Source organism: Streptomyces incarnatus (genome assembly GCF_001027185.1).
Classification (GTDB): Bacteria; Actinomycetota; Actinomycetes; order Streptomycetales; family Streptomycetaceae; genus Streptomyces; species Streptomyces puniciscabiei.
This window is the reverse complement of the sequence record NZ_CP011497.1, coordinates 2,619,874-2,643,461: the sequence shown is the minus strand read 5'-3', so window position 1 is coordinate 2,643,461 and position 23,588 is coordinate 2,619,874. Positions and strand designations below refer to the sequence as shown.

19 protein-coding genes and 1 pseudogene are annotated in these 23,588 nt (G+C 71.3%); 8 read left to right on the top strand and 12 right to left on the bottom strand.

The annotated features are described in order from the left end of the window. Positions 1 to 19 precede the first annotated feature (19 nt). The 3 genes from ABB07_RS11600 (at position 20) to ABB07_RS11590 (ending at position 3,680) form a co-directional block, all read left to right on the top strand. On the top strand, positions 20 to 1,321 hold the full coding sequence (locus tag ABB07_RS11600) for an MFS transporter (RefSeq protein ID WP_208898644.1): 1,302 nt from the start codon (positions 20 to 22) through the stop codon (positions 1,319 to 1,321). A 285-nt stretch (positions 1,322 to 1,606) separates the two neighbouring features. Then, on the top strand, positions 1,607 to 3,217 hold the full coding sequence (gene cimA / locus ABB07_RS11595; protein WP_208898643.1) for a citramalate synthase: 1,611 nt from the start codon (positions 1,607 to 1,609) through the stop codon (positions 3,215 to 3,217). Between the two features lie 13 nt (positions 3,218 to 3,230). Then, positions 3,231 to 3,680 carry a VOC family protein gene (locus ABB07_RS11590; protein WP_208898642.1) on the top strand — a complete coding sequence of 150 codons (450 nt, stop codon included), beginning with the start codon at positions 3,231 to 3,233 and terminating at the stop codon, positions 3,678 to 3,680. 6 nt (positions 3,681 to 3,686) lie between these two features. Here ABB07_RS11590 and ABB07_RS11585 read toward each other — a convergent pair whose 3' ends face one another. Together ABB07_RS11585 and ABB07_RS11580 are read right to left on the bottom strand one after the other, a co-directional pair. Then, entirely contained in the window at positions 3,687 to 4,286 is a 600-nt protein-coding gene (locus ABB07_RS11585; protein WP_208898641.1) for a GPP34 family phosphoprotein, read from the bottom strand. 102 nt (positions 4,287 to 4,388) lie between these two features. Further along, a complete protein-coding gene (locus tag ABB07_RS11580; protein ID WP_208898640.1) occupies positions 4,389 to 6,263 on the bottom strand; it encodes a lectin in 1,875 nt (624 codons plus the stop codon). A gap of 137 nt (positions 6,264 to 6,400) precedes the next feature. On the opposite strand from ABB07_RS11580, the gene ABB07_RS11575 reads away from it, so the two are divergent. Together ABB07_RS11575 and ABB07_RS11570 are read left to right on the top strand one after the other, a co-directional pair. Beyond that, the gene (locus tag ABB07_RS11575; RefSeq protein ID WP_208898639.1) at positions 6,401 to 9,424 is read left to right on the top strand and encodes a glycoside hydrolase family 3 protein; all 3,024 of its coding nucleotides are present in this window, start codon (positions 6,401 to 6,403) and stop codon (positions 9,422 to 9,424) included. A 49-nt stretch (positions 9,425 to 9,473) separates the two neighbouring features. After that, entirely contained in the window at positions 9,474 to 10,847 is a 1,374-nt protein-coding gene (locus tag ABB07_RS11570) for a hypothetical protein (protein ID WP_208898638.1), read from the top strand. Here the strand turns inward: ABB07_RS11570 and ABB07_RS11565 are convergent. Further along, a complete protein-coding gene (locus ABB07_RS11565) occupies positions 10,844 to 11,284 on the bottom strand; it encodes a MarR family winged helix-turn-helix transcriptional regulator (protein ID WP_208898637.1) in 441 nt (146 codons plus the stop codon). The genes ABB07_RS11570 and ABB07_RS11565 overlap by 4 nt on opposite strands. A gap of 60 nt (positions 11,285 to 11,344) precedes the next feature. Between ABB07_RS11565 and ABB07_RS11560 the strand changes: the two genes are divergently transcribed. After that, complete coding sequence (locus ABB07_RS11560) at positions 11,345 to 12,445, top strand: FUSC family protein (RefSeq protein ID WP_208898636.1); 1,101 nt, start codon at positions 11,345 to 11,347, stop codon at positions 12,443 to 12,445. On the opposite strand, the gene ABB07_RS11555 is transcribed toward ABB07_RS11560, so the two are convergent. Next, a complete protein-coding gene (locus ABB07_RS11555; protein ID WP_208898635.1) occupies positions 12,432 to 13,037 on the bottom strand; it encodes a YceI family protein in 606 nt (201 codons plus the stop codon). The two genes, ABB07_RS11560 and ABB07_RS11555, sit on opposite strands and share 14 nt — an antisense overlap. Before the next feature lie 330 nt (positions 13,038 to 13,367). Here ABB07_RS11555 and ABB07_RS11550 point away from each other — a divergent pair, with 330 nt between their 5' ends. Beyond that, positions 13,368 to 14,963: an acyl-CoA carboxylase subunit beta gene (locus tag ABB07_RS11550; protein ID WP_208898634.1), complete on the top strand. Its 1,596-nt coding sequence runs from the start codon at positions 13,368 to 13,370 to the stop codon at positions 14,961 to 14,963. A 57-nt stretch (positions 14,964 to 15,020) separates the two neighbouring features. Then, entirely contained in the window at positions 15,021 to 15,218 is a 198-nt protein-coding gene (locus ABB07_RS11545; RefSeq protein ID WP_208898633.1) for an acyl-CoA carboxylase subunit epsilon, read from the top strand. A gap of 177 nt (positions 15,219 to 15,395) precedes the next feature. Here ABB07_RS11545 and ABB07_RS11540 read toward each other — a convergent pair whose 3' ends face one another. The 8 genes and pseudogenes from ABB07_RS11540 to ABB07_RS40780 all read right to left on the bottom strand — a co-directional run. Then, the gene (locus ABB07_RS11540) at positions 15,396 to 15,977 is read right to left on the bottom strand and encodes a GTP-binding protein (RefSeq protein WP_043432136.1); all 582 of its coding nucleotides are present in this window, start codon (positions 15,975 to 15,977) and stop codon (positions 15,396 to 15,398) included. Beyond that, the gene (locus ABB07_RS11535) at positions 15,958 to 16,527 is read right to left on the bottom strand and encodes a DUF742 domain-containing protein (RefSeq protein ID WP_055703446.1); all 570 of its coding nucleotides are present in this window, start codon (positions 16,525 to 16,527) and stop codon (positions 15,958 to 15,960) included. The genes ABB07_RS11540 and ABB07_RS11535 overlap by 20 nt, the downstream gene beginning before the upstream one ends. 97 nt (positions 16,528 to 16,624) lie before the next feature. After that, positions 16,625 to 17,038: a roadblock/LC7 domain-containing protein gene (locus ABB07_RS11530; protein WP_029385896.1), complete on the bottom strand. Its 414-nt coding sequence runs from the start codon at positions 17,036 to 17,038 to the stop codon at positions 16,625 to 16,627. Between the two features lie 10 nt (positions 17,039 to 17,048). Then, a complete protein-coding gene (locus ABB07_RS11525; RefSeq protein ID WP_208898632.1) occupies positions 17,049 to 20,288 on the bottom strand; it encodes a sensor histidine kinase in 3,240 nt (1,079 codons plus the stop codon). A 390-nt stretch (positions 20,289 to 20,678) separates the two neighbouring features. Then, entirely contained in the window at positions 20,679 to 21,257 is a 579-nt protein-coding gene (locus ABB07_RS11520) for a GTP-binding protein (RefSeq protein WP_208898631.1), read from the bottom strand. Further along, positions 21,238 to 21,636, bottom strand: coding sequence for a DUF742 domain-containing protein (locus tag ABB07_RS11515; RefSeq protein ID WP_009190816.1), 399 nt, complete (start codon positions 21,634 to 21,636; stop codon positions 21,238 to 21,240). Before ABB07_RS11515 ends, ABB07_RS11520 begins: the two co-directional genes overlap by 20 nt. Positions 21,637 to 21,747: 111 nt before the next feature. Next, positions 21,748 to 22,161, bottom strand: coding sequence for a roadblock/LC7 domain-containing protein (locus tag ABB07_RS11510; RefSeq protein WP_023546525.1), 414 nt, complete (start codon positions 22,159 to 22,161; stop codon positions 21,748 to 21,750). Positions 22,162 to 22,170: 9 nt separating this feature from the next. Next, positions 22,171 to 23,588 (bottom strand): annotated as a pseudogene (locus ABB07_RS40780) (nitrate- and nitrite sensing domain-containing protein); the annotation flags it as partial.

Below are 23,588 nucleotides of genomic sequence, written 5' to 3'. Positions count from 1 at the left end.
GGCGGGCAAGTAACGCCGCATGGGACGACAACACTGGAAGAAGATCTGGGTCGGTTCGGCGGGCAACATGGTCGAGTGGTTCGACTGGTTCGTGTACGCGAGCTTCGCCACCTACTTCGCCGGCGCGTTCTTCCCGAGCGGTAATCCCACCGCCCAGCTCATGAACACCGCGGGCATCTTCGCGGTCGGCTTCTTCATGCGGCCGGTGGGCGGCTGGCTGCTGGGACGGGTGGGCGACCGCAAGGGCCGCAAGGCGGCGCTGACGCTGACCGTGACGCTGATGTCGGCGTCGGCGATCCTCATCGCCATAGCCCCGACCTACGCGGTCGCCGGTTACGGCGGCGCGCTCGTGCTGCTCGTCGCCCGCCTGCTGCAGGGCCTGTCGGTCGGCGGGGAGTACGCGGCCAGCGCCACCTACCTGACCGAGGCCTCGGACCCCGGGCGGCGCGGATTCGCCTCCAGCTTCCAGTACGTCTCCATGACCGCCGGGCAGATCGTCGGCCTCGGACTGCAGATCATCCTGCAGCGGACCATGTCCGACAGCGCCCTGCACGGCTACGGCTGGCGCATCCCGTTCGTCGTCGGCGCCCTCGGTGCCGCCGTCGTCTTCTATCTGCGCCGCAGCATGCTGGAGACCGAGCTGTACGAGGAGGACGCCTCGCACGCCGAGGAGCGCGGCACCCTGCGCGCCCTGTGGCGGCACCGGCGGGAGGCGTTCCTGGTCATCGCCCTGACCATGGGCGGCACGGTCGCGTACTACACGTACACCACCTATCTGACGAAGTACCTGTCCAACTCGGCCGGGCTGTCCAAGCAGACGGCGACGCTCGTGTCCTTCACCGCGCTGATCGTCTTCGCCGCGCTCCAGCCGTTCGCCGGCGCCCTGTCGGACCGGATCGGCCGCCGCCCGCTGCTGATCACCTTCGCGGTCGGCTCCACCGTCCTCACCGTGCCGGTCATGACCCTGCTCAGGCACGCGGGCAGCTTCTGGCCCGCCCTCGGTCTCGCCCTGCTCGCGCTGGTCGTCGTCACCGGCTACACCTCGATCAACGCCTGTGTGAAGGCCGAGCTGTTCCCCACCGGGGTGCGTGCCCTGGGTGTGGCCCTGCCGTACGCCCTCGCCAACGCCCTGTTCGGCGGCACCGCCGAATACGTCGCCCTGTGGTTCAAGAAGGCCGGCATCGAGTCCGGCTTCTTCTGGTACGTGGCGGGCTGTGCCGCCGTGTCCCTCGTGGTGTACGTCACCATGCGGGAGACGAAGGACCTGGACCTCGCCCGGGGGAGGGACCGTACGGATTCCAGTCTGACGACCGCATCCTGAGACGGGCGGCGAGCCGGGGGCGGGTTTGTGCCAGACTTCCCCCGTGCTCTCGTTCGCCATGATTATTGGCAGCAGGCGCGCCGGTCCGCAGTGACCACCTCGTACGACCAGGTGCGGGTGGCCACCGTCGTCCTCGACCCGCGCGCAGACCTCTCGCACCCGCGAGGGGTTTTTTCGTTTTCCGGCCCACCTGCAGCCGGGAGCGGTGCGCGAGGGACCATTGGGGGGACGGTGGAGCCGGTCATTCCGGTAAGACCGAAGATCCACAACAGGAGCCTTGAGACCATGACCGAGACGGCAACCAGCGAGCTCGACGACTCGTTCCACGTCTTCGACACCACGCTGCGCGACGGCGCGCAGCGCGAGGGGATCAACCTCACCGTCGCGGACAAGCTCGCCATCGCACGGCACCTGGACGACTTCGGCGTGGGCTTCATCGAGGGCGGCTGGCCCGGCGCGAACCCCCGCGACACCGAGTTCTTCGCCCGCGCGCAGGCGGAGATCGACTTCAAGCACGCCCAGCTGGTCGCCTTCGGAGCCACCCGCCGCGCCGGCGCGAAAGCGGCCGACGACCCCCAGGTCAAGGCGCTCCTCGACTCGGGCGCCCCGGTGATCACCCTGGTCGCCAAGTCGCACGACCGGCATGTGGAACTGGCGCTGCGCACCACGCTCGACGAGAACCTGGAGATGGTCCGCGACACGGTCTCCCACCTCCGCGAGCAGGGCCGCCGGGTGTTCGTGGACTGCGAGCACTTCTTCGACGGCTACCGCGCCAACCCCGAGTACGCCAAGGCCGTCGTCCGTACGGCGGCTCAGGCCGGCGCCGACGTGGTGATCCTCTGCGACACCAACGGCGGCATGCTGCCCGCCCAGATCCACGCGGTCGTCGCCACCGTCCTGGCCGACACCGGCGCCCGGCTCGGCATCCACGCCCAGGACGACACCGGCTGCGCGGTCGCCAACACCCTGGCCGCCGTCGACGCGGGCGCCACCCACGTCCAGTGCACGGCCAACGGCTACGGCGAGCGCGTCGGCAACGCCAACCTCTTCCCGGTGGTCGCCGCCCTGGAGCTGAAGTACGGCAAGAAGGTGCTGCCCGAGGGCAGGCTCCGCGAGACGACCCGGATCTCGCACGCCATCGCCGAGGTCGTCAACCTGACTCCCTCCACCCATCAGCCGTACGTGGGCGTGTCGGCCTTCGCGCACAAGGCCGGCCTGCACGCCTCCGCGATCAAGGTCGACCCGGACCTGTACCAGCACATCGACCCCGAGCTGGTCGGCAACACCATGCGCATGCTGGTCTCCGACATGGCGGGCCGCGCCTCGGTCGAGCTCAAGGGCAAGGAGCTCGGCATCGACCTGGGCGGCGACCGGGAACTGGTCGGCCGGGTGGTCGAGCGGGTCAAGGAGCGCGAACTCAAGGGCTACACCTACGAGGCGGCCGACGCGAGCTTCGAGCTGCTGCTGCGCGCCGAGGTCGAGGGCCGCCCGCTGAAGTACTTCGACGTCGAGTCCTGGCGGGCGATCGTCGAGGACCGCCCCGACGGCACCCACGCCAACGAGGCCACGGTGAAGCTGTGGGCCAAGAGCGAGCGGATCGTCGCCACGGCGGAGGGCAACGGCCCGGTCAACGCCCTCGACCGTGCGCTGCGCGTGGGCCTGGAGAAGATCTACCCGCAGCTCGCCAAGCTGGACCTGGTCGACTACAAGGTCCGCATCCTGGAGGGCGTGCACGGCACCTCCTCCACCACCCGGGTGCTGATCTCCACCTCGGACGGCTCCGGCGAGTGGTCCACGGTCGGCGTGGCGGAGAACGTGATCGCCGCGTCGTGGCAGGCGCTGGAGGACGCGTACACGTACGGCCTGCTGCGGGCGGGCGTGGAGCCGGCGCGGTAGTCACAGTGGAGGTATGAGCACAGACGCGAGCGACCTGCTGTGCCGGGCCCGCGCGGCGACCCGGCTGCCCGCCGGGGACCTGGAGCGGGCCCGACGCTTCTACGCCGACAAGCTCGGCCTGGAACCCGTCGACGAACGCCCCGGCGGGCTGCTCTACCAGTGCGGTGGGACCGACTTCGTGGTGTTCCGCTCCACCGGGACCTCGCCGGGCACCTTCACCCAGATGGCCTTCGAGGTGGACGACCTCGACGCCGTCGTGGCGGAGCTGCGGCGCCGGGGCGTGGTCTTCGAGGAGGTCGACCTGCCCGGCCTGCGCACCCAGGACGGCATCGCCGAGATCGAGGGCAACTATCTGAGCAAGGGCGCACGCGGCGAGCGGGGCGCCTGGTTCCGGGACAGCGAGGGCAACCTGCTGGGGGTGGGCCAGCCGGTCCGCAGATCACCGGAGCCCTTCTTCCGCTAGGCCCGCCTAGGGAGCCCGCCAGATGTTGTCGAAGGCCACGTTCTCGATCCGCCGCCGCTCCCGCACGGCCGCCAGCTCGGTCACCGCGTCGCCGACCGCCACCAGCACCGTGACCACCGCCTCCTCACCGGGCTCCTCCTCGGGCGGCCGCTCGCCCTGGATGCCCAGCGTGGCGGCGAGGGAGGCGAGGACCGGCTCGCGGGACCACCAGCGGTCGGCGGCGTGCCGGCGGGCCGGGGTGTCGGCGGCCGCCGCCTTGTCCGCCCGGTGCGGCCAGCGGTGCGGCTTGCCGGAGAGCTGGCCGGAGGTGTCCAGGACGTCGCGGTAGGCCGTGGCCAGCCCCTCGCCCCGGCGCCACAGCCAGTCCTCGACCGTCTCGTACGGCTCCTTGCGCGCGAGCGCCGCCCCGGCCTCGTCCAGCATGCGGTCACCGGTGGTCAGCACCGGTGACGGCACGATGCGCTCGCCGTCCAGGGTGAGCGCCCGCACACCGAGCAGATCGATCAGCTCGGCCCCGGCGAGTGCCAGGGACAGATCACCCGGCTCGACGGGGTGATCGCCGGGCACGTCGAGGCTGACGAGGAAGAGGTCCTGCGCTGTGGTCATACCACCACCATGGGCCGTGCAGGGCCGACGCGCAGCACGGCGCGCACGGCACTTTCCGGCCGGACGGGGGTCCAGGGGGCGGAGCCCCCTGGCGGGGCAGCCCTACCGCAGCTGCCACTTCTGGTTGGCGGCTCCCGTGCACGACCAGATCTGGGCCCGTGCCCCGTTCGCCGACGAGTTGTCCGTCACGTCGAGGCACTTGTCCGCGGCGAGGTTCACGACATCCCCGGTGGAGGAGTTGTACGACCACTGCTGCGCCCCGGTGCCGTTGCAGTCGTACAGCTGCACCTTCGCCCCGTCCGCGGTCGACCCCGACGTCACGTCCAGGCACTTGCCCAGCGTCCGGATCGACCCGTCGGCCGCCACCGTCCACTGCTGGGCGGCGGTGCCGTTGCAGTCGTAGAGCTGTACGGCCGTGCCGTTGGCGCTCGAACCGCCCGCGATGTCCAGGCACTTGCCGGCCAGGCCGACGAAGGAGCCGGTCCGCGCGCCGCCGCCGGACTGGGTGCCGGACCAGGTGAAGGTGGCCGAGGTCTTTCCGGGCAGTGAGTAAGTGGCGTGCTCGGAGCCCCAGTTGATGGTGACGGTCTGCGCGGAGGCGGAGCCGTTGTACGCGATCAGCGCCTTGCTGCCGTCGGGGTTGCGCCAGGCCACGTTCGGCACGGTGGTGGACGCGGTGGAGGCGATCCGCTGGGCGCCCGGCCGGACGAACTTGGTCAGGTGGCCCATGTCGTAGTACTCGACGGTGTAGTCCACCGTCCCGCTCGCACCGTCCCCGTCGTGCACGGTGATCAGCCCGGTACAGGTGCCGCAACCGCCGTTGTGCGGGCCGCCGTTCTGGTCCACGGCCAGCGACCACTTGGTCACCGACTTCGCCCAGTTGCGGGTGTAGTCGACGATGTCGGCCATGTCCTCGCGCTGCTGGTCGGCGATCCAGGTGCCGCCGGAGTGCTCGGTGCCGAAGGCGTCCAGCGAGGGGTACTTGTCGTGGATCGTGGTCTGCTCGGTGACGTCACCGCCGTAGCCGTGCCAGGCGATCCCGCCGAAGTTGGGGTGGTCGCGGATCGCCGGGTCGTCCACGGACTGGGCCGCGTAGGAGTCGTAGGTGTCCCAGTTCCAGTCGTGCGCCAGCACCTTGGTCGACAGGCCCGCGGACTGCAGCTGCGGCAGCAGGTCGTTCTTGAGGAAGTACTGGATGCCGGACGCGTTCCAGCTCATCGACGGGTAGCCGGAACAGCAGGTCGGCTCGTTCTGCGGGGTGACGTACGAGACGTCGATCCCCTGGTCCCGGTACGCCTGGAGGTACTTCACGAAGTACGAGGCGTACGCGCCGTAGTCCTCGGCCTTGAGCCAGCCGCCGTTGAGGGAGCCGCTGTCCTTCATCCAGGCGGGGGCGGTCCAGGGGGAGGCCATCACCGTCAGCGCCGGGTTCAGCAGGCGCGCCTGCCGGGTGAGCGGCACGACGTCGGCGAGGTCGTGGGCGATCGAGAACTTCGCCAGGGACGGGTCCGTCTGGCCGGCCGGCACGTCGTCGTACGTGTAGCCGTACCGCGCGAGGTCCGAGGCGCCCATCGGGTTGCGCAGGAACGACAGGCCGATGCCGTCGGTCGGTGAGAACAGCTTGCGCAGGGTCGCGTCCCGGGTCGCCTGGGACAGCGCGCCGCTGCTGTTCATCAGCCAGGCCGCGGTGTCCGTGAAGGACGCGCCGCCGCCGGTGAAGGTCTGGTAGCGGGTGTTCTCGTCCACGGTGACGGCCGTGCCGCTGCCGCCGGTGCCGGGCTGGAAGGCGAACGGCGTCTGCGGCTGCAGTCCGCGTACGACATGCCGGCCGGCGGAGTCGTCGGTGGTGGTGAGCCAGGCCGTGACCTGCTCGCCGGCCGCGTGCGCGGGGGGTACGGCGGCGGTGACGCCGGCGGCGGAGAGCAGTCCGGCCAGCAGCAGCCGGACCGCGCGGGGGGTTCTCCGGGTTCTCCTCATTGCGTCGCCCTTCCTCTCGGGTCGACAGAACGGGTGGGGGCACAACTGACGTACGGTCTTGACGGGTTGGTGAGCCGTTAGTTAACTCACGGCGTGATCTAAGCCATGAGTGAACCACGAGAGCCGAGGGAAGGTCCATGCCGAGAACCGCCCTGCTCGTCTCCGGGGCCCTGCTCGCCGCCCTGTTGCCCCTGTCCGCCGCCCAGGCCGCCACCCGCGCCGCCGACGACCCCGCGCCCACGCCCGTCGACCGCTTCGAGGGCGAGGTCCCCTTCGCCTCCCAGCCCGCCGACGGCATCTTCACCTGGGGAAGCGACGCCGACGACCCGCCCGCCCTGCGCCTCACCGACCGGGCCGACGCCCCCGAGGGCGCCAAGGTCCTCACCGGCACCTACGACATCAGCGGCTACGGCGGCTTCACGCACGACTTCGCCGCCGACCGGCCCGCCCACGACTGGTCCGCCCACCGGGGCATCCGCTTCTGGTGGGAGGGCCGTGACAACGGCCGGAAGATCGCCTTCGAGATCAAGGACGGCGGCGCGAACGGCGAGGCCTCCGAACTCTGGACGACGTCCTTCACCGACGACTTCACCGGCTGGAAGCAGATCGAGATCCCCTTCACCGACTTCCGGTACCGCACCGACTACCAGCCCGTCGGCGGCATCGACCACGTCCTCGGCCTCACCCAGATGTGGGGCTACGCCGTCACGCTCCCGGCCGGCACCAAGGGCGACTTCGCCATGGACGACGTCGAACTGTACGGAAAGGCCGATCAAACGCTGCGCGCCTCCGTCAGCACCGACGCGCCCGTGTACCCGGTCCGGCAGGGCGGCACCGCCGAGGTCAGGGTCACCCTGGCCACGACCGGGGACCGGCCCGTCGACGAGCCCGTGACGGTCACCTACCGGACCGAGGGCGGCACCGCCACCGCCGGCCGGGACTACACCCCGGTCGAAGGGACCCTCACCTTCCCCGCCGGGACCGTGTCCGGAACCTCGCGGACGATCGAGGTGCCCACGCTCCGGGACAAGGCGCCCGCACCCGCGAGGACGATCCCCCTCACGCTCGCGGTCACCGGCGCCAAGCCGCCCGCCGAGACCCCGCAGATCGTCATCGACGCGCACGGACTGCCGTACCTGGACAGCAAGTTGCCGGTGCACAAGCGCGTCGCCGACCTGCTGTCCCGCATGTCCCTGGCGGAGAAGGCCGGGCAGATGACCCAGGCCGAGCGCGGGGCCGTAGGGAGCGGGGCCGACATCGCGGCCTACGCCCTCGGCTCCCTCCTCTCCGGCGGCGGCTCCGTGCCCACGCCCAACACCCCCGAGGGCTGGGCGAAGATGATCGATGGCTTCCAGCTCCGCGCCCGGGCGACGCGGTTCCAGATCCCGCTGATCTACGGCGTCGACGCGGTCCACGGCCACAACAACCTGGCCGGCGCCACGATCATGCCGCACAACATCGGCATCGGCGCGAGCCGTGATCCCCGGCTCGCCCAGGACACGGGTGCGGTGACGGCCGCCGAGGTCCGCGCCACCGGCATCCCCTGGGACTTCGCGCCCTGCCTGTGCGTGAGCCGCGACGAACGCTGGGGCCGCTCCTACGAGTCCTTCGGCGAGGACCCGGCCCTCGTGCAGTCCATGGAGACGATGATCCAGGGCCTCCAGGGCCGGGCCGACGGCCGCGACCTGAGCCGGAACGACAAGGTGCTGGCCACCGCCAAGCACTTCGCCGGCGACGGCGGCACCGCGTACGGCTCCTCCACCACCGGCACCTACACCATCGACCAGGGCGTCACCACGGTCACCCGGCAACAGCTGGAGGACATCCACCTGGCGCCGTACAGCACCGCCGTCCAGCGGGGCATCGGCACGGTCATGCCGTCGTACTCCTCCCTCGACATCGTCGGCGACGGCCGGGGCGCGGTGAAGATGCACGCACGCGGCGACATGATCAACGGCGTGCTCAAGGACCGGATGGGCTTCGGCGGCTTCGTCATCAGCGACTGGAACGCCATCGACCAGCTCCCCGGCGACTACGCCGCCCACGTCCGCACGGCGGTGAACGCGGGCGTCGACATGATGATGGTGCCGTACTCCTACCAGGACTTCAGCGGCACGCTCGTCGACGAGGTGAAGGCCGGCCGGATCAGCGAGAAGCGGATCGACGACGCCGTCTCCCGCATCCTCACCCAGAAGTTCAGGCTCGGCCTGTTCGAGCACCCGTACGCCGACACCAGCGGCGCCGCCGCGATCGGCTCCCCGGCCCACCGGGCGGTCGCCCGCCGGGCCGCCGCCGAGTCGCAGGTGCTGCTGAAGAACAGCGGCGGGCTGCTGCCGCTCAGGAAGAGCGAGAAGGTGTACGTCGCCGGGTCCAACGCCGACGACCTCGGCAACCAGACCGGCGGCTGGACCCTCACCTGGCAGGGCGCGTCCGGCACCCACACCCGGGGCACGACCATCCTGCAGGGCATGCGCGAGGCCGGCGGGAACGTCACCTACTCCAAGGACGCCTCGGCCCCGACGGACGGATACGACGCCGGCGTGGTCGTCGTCGGCGAGACCCCCTACGCCGAGGGCGTCGGCGACGTCGGCAACGGGCACTCGCTGCAGCTGTCGGCGGCCGACCAGGCGGCCGTGGACAAGGTGTGCGCGGCCATGAAGTGCGCGGTGCTGATCGTCTCCGGCCGCCCCCAGCTCGTCGGCGACCGGCTCGGGAGGATCGACGCGCTGGTGGCCTCCTGGCTGCCCGGCACCGAGGGCGAGGGCGTCGCCGACGTCCTCTACGGAAAGCGCCCCTTCACCGGACAGCTCCCCGTCACCTGGCCGAAGTCCGAGTCCCAGCTGCCGATCAACGTCGGTGACGCGTCGTACGACCCGCAGTTCCCCTACGGCTGGGGCCTGACCACGCTCACCGGAGTCCCGCGCGGCGGCACGGCCACTCTGAAGGCGCTGCGGGCGGCGGCTACGGCGGCCGAGCGCCTGGGCGACGCCCGGGCCGGCCGTGAGCTGGTCACCGAGGCACGGCTGATCGTCCAGCAGCGGATCGGCGAGCGGATGACCCAGGCGGTGGCGAAACCCTTCGCCGACGCCGACCACCTGCTGCTGACCGGCCGGTACGGAAAGGCGGTGGAGAAGCTGACGGAGGCGTACCGGGTGGCGTAGCCCGGGAGCATTCGCCCGATTACGGGAGGCTTCGGGTAACTTCGAAGCCATGAAGGCCGTCCTGCGGACCCGAAGCCTCCCAGCACTGCTGCTGGCCACCCTCGCCCTGGTGCTGGCGACCCTGTTCGCCCCCGGGGCGAGTGCGCAGACCGGCGTCTCCACCGTCGCCGAGGCCCTGCGCAAGAGCCCGGTCTACGTCGACCCGGCGGCCTCGGCCCAGCTGCCGAAGGCCGACGCGGACGCGCTCGCGCAACGCATCAAGGACGCGAACAAGCCCCTGTTCATCGCGGTGCTCCCGGCCGGCTATCCGACGACGAACCTCTTCGCCGACCTGCGTGCGGCCACCGGCGTCACCGGCCTGTACGGCATCCGCCTCGGCGACCGCTTCGACGCCCGCGCCGACTCCTCCGTGATGCCGGCGACGGCCCGGCGGAACCTGGTGTCGAGCGTCCAGGGCGAGCCGGCGAAGGCCCAGCTCAGCGATTTCACCGACCGCGCCCTGGCCCACATGGGCGGTCACGCGCCGAGCAGCTGGGGCGGCTCCGGCGGCGGATCCTCCGGTACGGCGGCCCTGATCGCGGTGGTCGCGGTGCTGGTGGCGGGCGGCGCGGGCGCGTACGCGCTGGTGCGGCGGAACCGCCGGCGGCGCGCCGAGGAGCAGCGGGCCGCCCTGGACCGGCTCCGGGTGGTCGTGGACGAGGACATCACCGCCTTCGGCGAGGAACTGGACCGTCTCGACTTCCAGCCGTCCGGTCCCGGCGCCGACGACGCGATGCGCGCCGACTACGAGCACGCCCTGGACGCCTACGACACCGCCAAACAGCGCATGGCGCGGGCGAGCCGCCCGGAGGACGTGCGTACGGTCACCGAGGCCCTGGAGGACGGCCGCTTCTCGCTGGCCCGGCTGGCCGCCCGGCGCGAGGGCCGCCCGCTGCCCGAGCGCCGCCCGCCCTGCTTCTTCGACCCGCGGCACGGCCCCTCGGTGACCGACGCGACCTGGACCCCGCCCGGCGGCGCCCCGCGCGAGGTCCCGGTCTGCGCGGCCGACGCCACCCGGCTGGCCGACGGCCGCGACCCGGTCATCCGCGAGGTCGACACCGACCACGGCCGCCGCCCCTACTGGGACGCGGGCCCCGCCTACGGCCCCTGGGCGGGCGGCTACTTCGGCGGCGGCATCCTCCCGGGCCTGCTGGTCGGCACCCTCCTCGGCAGCATGATGGCCACCCCCTCGTACGCGGCCGACTACGGCACCGGATACGGCGACTTCGGCCCCGGTTACGGCGGTGACTTCGGCGGCGACTACCAGGGCGGCGACGTGTCCGGCACGGACTTCGAGGCCGGGGACTTCGGGGGCGGCTTCGGGGACGGCGGGGACTTCGGCGGCTCGGACGGTGGCGGCGGCGACTTCGGCGGGGGCTTCTAGGCGCCGCCGCCGTCCGGCTCCAGGGACCCCAGCCGCTCCAGCAGCCCGGCCGCGAGTGCCAGCACCCCGCGCTCGGTCTCGCCGAGTGCCCCGAGCGCCCCGGCCAGCCAGGCGTCCCGCTCCGCCATGTCCCGCTGCAGCGCCCGCCGCCCCGACTCGGTGAGGGACAGCACGGACTGCCGCCGGTCGTCCGTCCCGCGCTCGCGCACGATCAGTCCCTCGCTCTCCAGCTCGGCGTACACCCGGGTCAGCGACTGGGGCCGGTGCCGCTCCTCCGCGGCGATCTCGCCGGGGGTGGCCGAGCCGTGCCGGTGCAGATGCCCGAGCACGACGAGCTGGTTGGGGCTGAGGCTCCCGGCCCCGCGCTCCTGCCGCAGCCGCCGGTTGAGCCGGAGGACGGCGTGACGGAGGCGGGCGGCTTCGGAGAGATGATCCATGAGGAGATCGTACGCGAAACTTACTACTTGGCCGCATGAAGACGGCTATAGGGTCAGCTCGTGCGCTCCAAACTCTTACGCAATGCGTACGAATCTCTGCTGACGATGACGGCGGTCCTGCTGTGCTGGGGAGCCGCCCTGTGGCTGGAGGGTGCCGCCCGACTGCACACCGACGTGCTCGTCCTCGCGGTCGCCCTGAGCCTGACCCTGTCCTCGACCCAGCGCACCGCGTCCACGCGCCGCAGGCTGGCGGCACTCGTGCTGCTGCCCGTGACGGCCGCCGGCGCCCAGTTCCTGGGCCGCCTGCTCATGCACCACTACGCCCTGGGCGCCGCCGTCTACACGGCGGGCATCTCCCTGTGCATCTGGATCCGCCGCTACGGCCCCGCGGCGACCAGGGCCGGCACGCTGATGACGCTGCCGTTCGTCGCGCTGCTGGTCGTCCCCGGCCCGGCGCTGCCGCCGACCGCCGAGAGCGGGCTGGTGAGCTGGTGCTGGTCGGCGGTGATCGGCGAGCTGGCGTGCGCCTGCGTCTGGCTGGTCCAGGCGCTCGGCGACCGGTACGGCCCCTGGCGCCCGGACCCCGCGCCGCCCGCACCGTCCGCGCCGCGCAGGGTCTCGTCCCCGCGCCCCCGCCCCAGCACCCGGATGGCCCTCCAGATGGCGCTGGCCGTGGCCGCGGCGTTCTGGCTTGGCCGGTTCCTGTTCGACGGCCACTGGCCGTGGGCGGTGCTCACGGTGTACGTCGCGGCGAGCGGCAACCGGGGGCGAAGGGACGTGCTGCGCAAGGGAGTCGAGCGCTTCGCGGGGGCGTCCGTGGGCACGCTGCTGGCCACCGGCGTGGCGGCCGCGGGCATCACGGGCCGGGCGTCGGTGGCGGTGATGTTCGCGATCCTCGCCGTCGCCCTGTGGCTGCGCCCGCTCAGCTACGCCTACTGGGCGGCCGGAATGACGACCGCCCTGTCCCTGCTCCTCGGCTACTTCGGCCAGGACGCGGCGCGTCTGCTGCCGACCCGTCTCACCGCGATAGCCGTGGGCGCGGCGCTGTCCGTCGCGGCGGCGTGGTGGTTCCTGCCGGTCAAGGGCCGTACCGGCGGGCGTACCGTCAATCGGCGGCCGGTGACCAGGCAGGACGAACCGCGCGGGGTCACGCGTTCTTGATCGCCGAGATGTCGAAGTTCAGCTTGATCCGGTCGGAGACGAGCATCCCGCCGGTCTCCAGCGCCGCGTTCCAGGTGAGGCCCCACTCGGAGCGCAGGATCTCCGCCTTGCCCTCGAAGCCGACGCGCTCGTTGCCGAACGGGTCCTTGGCGGCGCCGTTGAACTCCAGGTCGATGGTGATCTCCTTGGTCACGCCGAGGAGGGAGAGGTCGCCGGTGATGCGGTAGTCGTCGCCGCCCAGGGCCTCCGCCTTGGTGGAGCGGAAGGTCATGACCGGGAACTCGTCGGTCTTGAAGAAGTCGGACGACTTCAGGTGGCCGTCCCGGTCGGCGTTGCCGGTGTCGATGCTCTCCATCCGGACGTCGAGCACGGCCGTGGACCTGGTGGGGTCGGCGCCGTCCAGGTGCAGCGTGCCGGTGAAGTCGTGGAAGGCGCCCTTGACGTTGGTGACCATCGCGTGGCGCGCCACGAAACCGATCGTGGTGTGCGCCGGGTCGATCGTGTAGTCGCCGGTCAGCGCCGTCAGGTCGGGGCCCGCGGCCGGCGCGGCGGCGGTCGCGGAGGTGCTGTCCTTGCGGCTGAAGATGCCCATGTCGTGCTCCCCTTGAGGATCTGTTGAACGTTAAACAAGCTGTCTCCTCCGACGGTAACCCCATTCAGTTCAATGTTCAACATCATCCGCGAGTGTTGTTTCAGGTCGCGTAGAGTGACCGCGTCACCCCACGGATGGCATGTGCCCCCCGCGAATGTGAGGTGGCTCTCAGGTGACGCCTTTGTGGCGCCTCTACAACCCCGACGCCCTGTAAGCAGTCGGAACGGCTGCACAGGGTCATGGTTCTGTTCACTGGTACCAGGAAAACGGGCCGGAGACTGTACGGAGTCAACGGCTCGCTTTCCTTGGTGTCCTTCGTAAGGTCACTACATGACCGTTTTGGAAGAGACGACGGGTGAGCCGACCGGCGAGCCGACGGACGCGCGCGGACGGGTCGCCGAGCTGCACGAGATTCGTGCCCGGGCCGTGGCCGGCCCCAGCGAGAAGGCGACCGAGGCGCAGCACGCCAAGGGCAAGCTGACGGCGCGGGAGCGGATCGAGCTGCTCCTGGACCCCGGGTCCTTCCAGGAGGTCGAGCAACTGCGCCGGCACCGCGCGCAGGGCTTCGGCCTGGAGGCGAAGAAGCCGTACACCGACGGTGTCATCACCGGCTGGGGCACGGTGGAGGGCCGTACGGTCTTCGTCTACGCGCACGACTTCCGGATCTTCGGCGGCGCGCTGGGCGAGGCCCACGCCACCAAGATCCACAAGATCATGGACATGGCCATCGCGGCCGGCGCGCCGCTGGTCTCGCTCAACGACGGCGCCGGCGCCCGCATCCAGGAGGGCGTCTCGGCGCTCGCCGGTTACGGCGGCATCTTCCAGCGCAACACCAAGGCCAGCGGTGTCATCCCGCAGATCTCGGTGATGCTCGGCCCGTGCGCGGGCGGCGCGGCCTACAGCCCCGCCCTGACGGACTTCGTCTTCATGGTCCGCGAGACCTCGCAGATGTTCATCACCGGGCCGGACGTGGTCAAGGCGGTCACGGGCGAGGAGATCACGCAGAACGGGCTCGGCGGCGCCGACGTCCACGCCGAGACCTCCGGCGTCTGCCACTTCGCCTACGACGACGAGGAGACGTGCATCGCCGAGGTGCGCTACCTCCTGTCGCTCCTCCCGCAGAACAACCGCGAGAACCCCCCGCGGGTGGACTCCTCCGACCCGGTGGAGCGCCGCTCGGACGTCCTGCTCGACCTGGTCCCGGCGGACGGCAACCGGCCGTACGACATGGCCAAGGTCATCGAGGAGATCGTCGACGACGGCGAGTACCTGGAGGTCCACGAGCGCTGGGCGCGGAACATCATCTGCGCGCTCGCCCGTCTGGACGGCCAGGTGGTCGGCATCATCGCCAACCAGCCGCAGGTCCTCGCCGGCGTCCTGGACATCGAGGCGAGTGAAAAAGCTGCGCGCTTTGTCCAGATGTGTGACGCTTTCAATATCCCGATCGTCACCTTCCTGGACGTCCCCGGGTTCCTCCCCGGCGTCGACCAGGAGCACGGCGGAATCATCCGCCACGGCGCGAAGCTGCTGTACGCCTACTGCAACGCGACCGTGCCGAGGATTTCGCTGATCCTGCGCAAGGCGTACGGAGGTGCCTACATCGTCATGGACTCCCAGTCGATCGGCGCCGACCTCACCTACGCCTGGCCGACCAACGAGATCGCCGTGATGGGCGCGGAAGGCGCGGCCAACGTCATCTTCCGCCGCCAGATCGCCGGCGCGGAGGACCCCGAGGCCATGCGGGCCCGGATGGTCAAGGAGTACAAGTCCGAGCTGATGCACCCGTACTACGCGGCCGAGCGCGGCCTCGTGGACGACGTCATCGACCCCGCCGAGACCCGCGAGGTCCTGGTCAGGTCCCTGGCCATGCTGCAGTCCAAGCACGCCGACCTGCCCTCCCGCAAGCACGGCAACCCCCCGCAGTAACCCAGCGGACCCGCCGCGGCAACCCCGCGGACCCCTCTCTCACGGAGACTGACACCCATGAGCACTCCTGACATCCGCGTCGAGAAGGGCCACGCCGAGCCCGAGGAAGTCGCCGCCATCACGGCCGTCCTCCTGGCCCGCGCGGCCGCCCGCACCGAGCCCTCGGCCCAGCCCCACCGACGCCGTCCCAGGGCCGCCTGGCGCCGCCTGGAGCGCGAGCCCGGCTTCCGGGCCCCGCACAGCTGGCACGGCTAGGCTGCGCCGCTCCACTGGTTCTTGAGGGCCCCTCCCCTGCGGAGGGGCCCTTCCTGCTGTGTACGCAGCCGGGCAAAAAAGAAGCCCCGCGCCCCGTAAGGGGCGCGGGGAACTGCGCGAGCAACCAGGAACCGCCCGCAGACGGCGTACGACCTGCCGCGGCAGCCCGGTGCCGACCTACCGGAGCCGCGCCATCAGGGCGTGTTCCACCAGGGTGATCAGCGCACTCTTGGCGTCGGCCCGGTGGCGGGCGTCCGTCGTGATGATCGGGGTGTCGGGGCCGATCTGCAGGGCCTCGCGGACCTCGTCGGGGTTGTACGGCTGCTGGCCGTCGAAGCCGTTGAGGGCGATGACGAAGGGCAGGCCGCTGTTCTCGAAGTAGTCGACGGCCGGGAAGCAGTCGGCGAGGCGCCGGGTGTCCACGAGCACCACCGCGCCGATCGCACCGCGTACCAGGTCGTCCCACATGAACCAGAAGCGGTCCTGGCCCGGCGTACCGAACAGGTAGAGGATCAGGTCCTGGTCGAGGGTGATGCGGCCGAAGTCCATGGCCACCGTGGTGGTGGTCTTGTCCCCGGTGTGGGTGAGGTCGTCGATGCCGGCCGATGCGGACGTCATGACGGCCTCTGTGCGCAGCGGGTTGATCTCCGAGACGGCGCCGACGAACGTGGTCTTGCCCACGCCGAAGCCGCCCGCCACCACGATCTTCGCGGAGGTGGTGGAGCGGGAAGGACCGCCGCTAGAGCTTGCGAAGTCCACTGAGCACCCTTTCGAGCAGTGTCACGTCTGGCTGGCCACCGGCGTTCTCGTCGCCGCCGGGCTGATGGATGGCGACCAGGCCCGCCTCCGCCAAGTCGGCGACGAGGATCCTGGCCACGCCGAGGGGGATCGTCAGGAGCGCGGAGATTTCGGCTACCGACTTGATCTCCCGGCACAGGTTGCAGATCCGCTGATGCTCGGGCAGCTGACCCTGCATCTGGTGCGGAGCGGCGGTGGTGTGCACCAGTGCCTCGATGGCGAGCTGGTAGCGCGGGCGGGTCCGGCCGCCGGTCATGGCGTACGGACGCACCAGGGGGTTGTTGGACGCCGAGGCCGGCGCCGGCTCGGGGCGGCGCTGCGGCTGCACCGGCTGGATGCGCGGGGCCGGGGGCTGGTCGTACGGCGACGGGCCCGGGCCCTGCGGGGCGTACGGCTGCCGATGGCTCGGGGCGGAGGGGAAGTTGTACCGGTTCGCGGAACCGTCGCCCTGACCCTGGGCAGGGCCGTACGACCAGTTGCCCGAAGACGAACCGCCTGGGGGTGTTGCCACTCTCTTCTCCTCCTCCGACTGCGCCGGGCACCCATCCGTGTGGAGCCGCGTCCCGAAACCTTACGGCCCCGGGACGCCAATACGCATCGTCCCTTAATTAGTTGAGAAGGCTTCCCTGGAGCTCCGCGCGGAGATCCGGGGTGAGGACCGTGCCCGCGCGGTCCACCAGAAGGGCCATCTCGTACCCGATGAGACCGATGTCCGCTTCCGGGTGGGCCAGCACGGCGAGCGACGAGCCGTCGGAGATGGACATGATGAAGAGGAATCCCCGCTCCATCTCCACAACCGTCTGATTCACGTTGCCTCCCTCGAAGATCCGGGAGGCGCCTGCCGTCAGAGACGTCAGACCGGAGGCGACGGCCGCGAGCTGGTCGGCGCGGTCGCGGGGGAAGCCTTCGGACATCGCCAGAAGGAGTCCGTCGGCGGAGACCACCACCGTGTGGGACACCCCCGGGGTGTTGTCCACGAAGTTGGTGATCAACCAGTTCAGGTTCTGTGCCGCCTGGCTCATCGGGCTCACACTAACGCTCCTGGTTGTAGGTGCTGTCAGGACCGAAGCCCTGGCCGTTCGTTTCACTGCCTGCGCTGCGTCCGCGCTGGACGCCCCTGCGCAGGTTGCTCAGCCTGCCCCGGACGTCCTCCGGGGCGCGGGAGACCTGTGGGCCCCCCTGGGGAGTGGTTTCGGCGGAACCCGAGACCAGGTTGGCCTTGGGCACCCGCCGCGGCAGGCCCGAGGCGGTGACCCCGCCTGCCTTGGGCTTCCGGAGCTGCGCCGCCTGCTGCCAGCGCTCGTCGTTCTGCGAACGCCAGCCGCTGTCGCCGCCCGCACCCGGGGTGTTGCCCGGTGCCGGCGTTTCCTGCTGCACGCGCGCCGTGCCGCCTGCGGGACCCGAGCCGTTGGAACCGCTCGCGACGGATCCGCGGCGGGGCAGCCCGGCGTCGGTCAGCTCGTGGGCGGCGGGAGAGGCCGGTTCCGGACGGTCGAAGCCTACGCGGTTCCGGTCACTCGCGTCAGCGGCCTGCGAGGATTCCGTTTCCGGAGCGTAATGGGCCGGATAGCCGTTGCGGTAGCCGCCGTCCTGCTGGGGCTGCTGCGGCCAGTCGTCCTGGTACGACGGGCTCGGGGCCGGCTCCTGGTACGCGGGGTCGGGGTAGCCGCCGTTCGCGGAGAACGCGTCGGCCTGCGACACCTCGCCGTTCGGCGGGTAGAACTGCTCGTCGTACGGCTTGTCGTACGACGTCGCGTGCGACGCCGAGGGCGACTCCGCGTAGCTCTCCTGGTACGGCTCCTGGTACGGCTCCTGGTACGCGGCCTGCTGCTCCTCGTAGCGGGGCTGCCGCTCCTGGTAGGAGGGCTGCCCGCCCAGCAGCGGGTCCTCGTACGCGGGGGGCTCGGCGCCCTCCTGCTGCGGCTGGCCGTGCGCCTGCGCCTCCAGGGCCGCCCGGCGCTCCTCGCGCATCAGGGAGCGGCCGACCGGGTCCAGCTCGCGGATGTCGTCGGGGACGTCCGCGTACCGGCTGTCGTCGAAGCCGAGTTCGGCGGCGGTGCGCAGGGGCTGCATCTGGTTGAAGTTCTCACCCTGGAACTGCTGCTCCGGGATGATCTGCGAGACGGTGAACTCCTCGCGGTCCAGCGGGGCCTCGCCGCCACCGCCGTGCGTGATCGCGTCCGGCAGCATGACCAGGGAGGTCGTGCCGGCCTGCTCGCCCGAGGGGCGCAGCTGGACGCGGATGCCGTGCCGGTCGGACAGCCGGCCGACCACGAACAGGCCCATGCGCTGGGAGATCGCGGCGTCCACGGTCGGCGGGTTGGCCAGCTTGTGGTTGATGTCAGCGAAGTCCTCGGCGGTCAGGCCGATGCCCTTGTCGTGGATCTCGATCATGATGCGGCCGTCGGGCAGCCGGGTCGCGGTGACGCGGACCTTGGTCTGCGGGGAGGAGAAGGTGGTGGCGTTCTCCAGCAGCTCGGCCAGCAGGTGCACGAGGTCGGTGACCGCACGGCCGTGGATCTCGGCCTCCGGGACGCCGGACAGCTCGATGCGCTCGTACTGCTCCACCTCGGAGGAGGCGGCGCGCAGCACGTCGACCAGCGGGACCGGCTGGTCCCAGCGGCGGCCGGGCTCCTCGCCCGCGAGGACCAGGAGGTTCTCGCCGTTGCGGCGCATACGGGTGGCCAGGTGGTCCAGCTTGAAGAGGTTCTCCAGCTGGTCCGGGTCGGCCTCGTTGTTCTCCAGGTCGGTGATCAGGGTCAGCTGGCCCTCGATCAGCGACTGGTTGCGGCGCGAGAGGTTGGTGAAGATCGCGTTGATGTTGCCCCGCAGCAGGGCCTGCTCGGAGGCGAGCCGGACCGCCTCGCGGTGGACCTGGTCGAAGGCGCGGGCGACCTCGCCGATCTCGTCCTTGGTGGTGATCGGGATCGGGGCGACTCGGGTGTCGACCCGGCCGGGGTCGGTGCGGGAGAGCTGGTCGACCAGCATCGGCAGGCGCTGCTCGGCGATGCCGAAGGCGGCGTTGCGCAGCTGGCGCATCGAGCGGCTCATCTGCCGGGCCACGGCACCGGCCAGGATGAACGCGAGCAGCAGGGCGACCACGACGACGGCACCGGTGATGAACGCGGACGTCTTGGCGTTGTCGGCGATGTCGGAAGCCTCGTTCACCGCCTTGTCGGCCATGTCCGACTCGATCTGGCGGTAGGCGTCGAACTTGAGCGTGTTGACCGCCCACCAGTTCTCCGGGGTGATGCCCTTGAGCGCGAGCTGCTGACGCGCGGCGGTGCCCGGGGAGTCCAGCGTGGCGAGGGCCGTGACCATGTCCTTCGGGTCGGACGGCGGCGCCACGTAGTTCGGGTCCTTGGCCTTGGCTTGCTGGACCATGCCCGCGGCCTTGGTCTGGATCTCCTTCTTCTCCGCGTCCAGCCTCGCCGCGTCGGCCTCGGTGCCACCGCCGATGTACTCCTCGACGGCGATGCCCTCCAGGTAGGCGTAGGAGGAGAGGGCGACGCGCTGGCTCGCCAGGTTGGGGGCGTCCGGACCCGGCCTGACCAGCATGTGCATGCCGATCGACCGCTCCAGCGACAGCGCCGCCTTGGTCAGCGAGATGGCGTAGACGGTACGGCCATAGGAGGTGATGTTGCCGGTGCCCAGGCCGAGCTCGTTGGCGAACTCCATCAGCGGGTGGGCGACCTTGACGTAGCCCTCCTCGGTCTGCACGCCGGTGAACTTGGAGGTGTACGCGCCGGCGCGCAGCGTCTGCAGGAAGGGCTCGGCCTCGCGGAACAGCTTCAGCCGGCGCTCCAGGCCGGACTTGTGCGGCATGTTCTGCGCGGCCTGGTCGAAGGCGTCGGCGGCCTGGTCGGTCGTGTTGCGGGCCGCCGTGACGGTCGCCTTGTCCTTGGCGGTCTCCAGCTGGCCCTTGAGCAGGGGAGCGGCGGTGATGTCCCGCTCGTTGTAGAGGGCGTCGGCGTACGACAGCGAGGCGCGCACCAGGCGGGCGGTGTTCTCGGCGTCGCGGGCCTGCTGCCAGGTGTCGATCGAGGTCTTCACCTGGAAGCCGCCCATGACGAGACCGACCGCCACGGGTATCAGCAGGATCGCGTTCAGCCTGGTCGGCACGCGCCAGTTGCGCGGGGAGAACCGGCCGCCGCTCGGCGCGGGAGGGGCCGCCGGATCCGCACCGGTCACAGGGGTGGGCGCCGCAGCGCGCGGCGGCGGGGTGAAGTTGCCCCGTGCCGACGGCTCGGGACCGTTCTTGCTTCGCCTCACTCGACCAACAACCTCTCGGCGGTCGGCACCTACGTCGTGCCGCAGTCTCTCAGAGCCCCGTTCGTCATCGACTACTGAGTACGTCGTTGACTATTGGGCAGTTCAGGCATTCCAGCACGTGGACCAGGGGACTTCCAAACAGTGGAAACCCGGCCGCGAGGATCATGTAAGCCCCAGATAAATCGGTCATAAAGAGCGAGCGGCGGCAAAAGGCGGGGCGATTGTGAGCACAGCGGTACTGCGCGACCGCGTCGCGTGGCGATGCCGGGGGTTTCCTCTGCCGAACTGTTATGAACACCAGAGCCGACCGTGTCAAAGGCCACAGCCGGCTCCGGCGTCCGTTACGACAACTGCCGTACAAGACGTCGCACTTGAGTGCGTACGTGTGTGCTACTTGAGCCGTGCCATCAGGGCGTGCTCGACCAGCGTGATCAGCGCACTCTTGGCGTCGGCCCGGTGGCGGGCGTCCGTCGTGATGATCGGGGTGTCCGGCCCGATCTGCAGGGCCTCCCGCACCTCTTCGGGGGCGTAGGGCTGCTGGCCGTCGAAGCCGTTGAGGGCGATGACGAAGGGCAGGCCGCTGTTCTCGAAGTAGTCGACCGCGGGGAAGCAGTCGGCGAGGCGCCGGGTGTCCACGAGCACCACCGCGCCGATCGCACCGCGTACCAGGTCGTCCCACATGAACCAGAAGCGGTCCTGGCCCGGCGTACCGAAGAGGTAGAGGATCAGGTCCTGGTCGAGGGTGATGCGGCCGAAGTCCATGGCCACCGTGGTGGTGGTCTTGTCCCCGGTGTGGGTGAGGTCGTCGATGCCGGCCGAAGCGGACGTCATGACGGCCTCGGTGCGCAGCGGGTTGATCTCCGAGACGGCGCCGACGAACGTGGTCTTGCCCACGCCGAAGCCGCCCGCCACCACGATCTTCGCGGAGGTGGTGGCGGCCCGGCCCCCGTCAGAGCTTGCGAAGTCCACTGAGCACCCTTTCGAGCAGCGTCACGTCGGGTGCGCCACCGTTGTTCTCGTCGCCACCCGGCTGGTGGATGGCGACCAGGCCGGCCTCGGCGAGGTCGGCGACCAGGATCCGGGCCACTCCGAGCGGCATGGCCAGCAGCGCGGAGACCTCCGCGACCGACTTGACCTCACGGCACAGGTGGCAGATCCGCTGGTGCTCCGGGAGCAGTCCCATGAGCGCTGCCGGGTCGGCCGTGGTGCTGATCAGCGCCTCTATCGCGAGCTGGTAGCGCGGCCGGGTCCGGCCGCCGGTCATCGCGTACGGACGTACCAGCGGCTGGTCGCCCTCGTCCCCGTACGGTTCCGCGTACGGATCGTGATGGGCGGTGGGCGGGGTCATGAATCCTCCGGGCGGGACAGCAAGTCGGTCAGTCAAGCCGTCGGACGGGGCCGGTGGGGGGATTGTGGCGGCCGGACGGTGTTTTCGTGAGGTGGGTGGTGCCGGGGGAGGTCAGTGAAGCAGACTTCCCTGGAGTTCGGCGCGCAGGTCCGGGGTGAGTACCGCCCCTGCGCGGTCGACGAGCAGTGCCATCTCGTAGCCGACGAGACCGATGTCGCACTCGGGGTGGGCCAGGACCGCGAGGGACGACCCGTCCGAGACGGACATCAGGAAGAGGAACCCGCGTTCCATCTCGACGACCGTCTGCGCCACGGTGCCGCCCTCGAAGATCCGGGAGGCCCCGGCCGTGAGGGAGGTCAGCCCGGACGCGACGGCCGCCAGCTGGTCGGCGCGGTCCCGCGGGAAGCCTTCGGACATCGCCAGCAGAAGGCCGTCGGCGGAGACCACCACCGTGTGCGACACCCCGGGGGTGTTGTCCACAAAGTTGGTGATCAACCAGTTCAGGTTCTGTGCCGCCTGGCTCATCGGACTCAACTAACGCTCCTGCTGGTGAGTGGGGCTCGGGAAGCTGCCGGTCTGGCCGCTGCCGGCCTGACGGCCCTGAGCGATGCCCCGACGGAGATTGGTCAGCCGCCCGCGTACGTCGTCAGGCGCACGCGAGACCTGCGGACCGGCTTGGTGCTGTTGCTGCTGAGCCGTGCCCGGGACGAGGTTCGCCCGGGGCACCCGGCGCGGCAGGCCGGAGGTGGTGACACCGCCCGACGCGGGCTGCCGGACGCGCTCGGCCTGGCGGACGAGCTCGTCGTTCGGCGAGGTGCGCCAGGAGCCGGTGGTGGAGCTGTTGGCGGAGCCGTTGGCGGCCGCCGGGCGCTGCGGAGCCGGGGCGGGTGCCTGCGGCTGCTGCGGCGCCGACTCCTGCTGTCCGCCGCCGTGGAACCAGTTGGTCTCCAGCGTGTCGTACAGCGGGGTACGGCCGTCGACCGGGCCGCTGGCCGGCGGCAGCGCCTCCGGCTCACGCTGCGCCGGACGCTGCTGCGGGGCCTGCGGACGCGGGGCGCCGAAGTCGTCCCGGCCGGGCGGCTGCGGACGCTCGAACTGGCCGGTGTGGGCCGGGTCCTGGCGTCCGGGCAGGGCGTGCCGGCCGGTGGAGCTGCCGTCGTAGCCGCCGTCGAAGCCCTGCGGAGCCGGGAACTGGCCGGTGTCCCGGCCCGTGTTCCGCGCGCCGTCGTCCTGCCGCGGCGCCGGCGTGCCGAAGACGTCGGGGCGGACGAACTGACCCGGGCCCTCCGCGGCGCCGGGACGCTCGAACCGGCCGGGCAGCTGGGCGGCGTCGGGACGCTCGAACTGGCCCGTCTGCTGCGGGCTTTCGGGACGCGCGAACTGGCCCGTCTGCTGCGGGTTCTCCGGGCGGGCGAACTGGCCGGTCTGCTGCGGGTTCTGCGGGCGCGGGAACTCGCCCGTGGCCGCCGGGCCCTGTGCGTCGAACCGGGGGATCGCCGGTATCTCGGAGGTCGAGCCCGGACCCTGCCGGTCGTCGACGCGCGGCATGCGCGCGGTGTGCGCCGGGTCCTGCTCGTCGTGGCCGCGCGGGGTGTCCAGCGAGGCACGCGACAGCGGGGCCTGGGAGTCGGCCCAGCCCGGGGTGCGCTGCTGCTGGTCGCCGCCGGGCAGCTCGGCCCGCGGGCCGCCACGCGGCGGCAGCTGGGGCTGGCGGCCCTGGTCGGAGCCGGCACCGGGCCGCTGCGGGCCACGGCCGCCGAAGGCGTCCTGCTGCGGGCCGCCCGGGTTCCCGGCCTGTAGGCCCTGCGGGCGCCGGGCGCCTGACCGCCGAAGCCGCCCGCACCGGAACCCGCGGGCACCGGCCGGCCCTGCTGCGGGCCGCCGAAGCCACCGGGACCGCCCTGGGGACCGCGCGCACCGCCCGGCGCGCCGAGACGGCCGCCCTGGCCGTT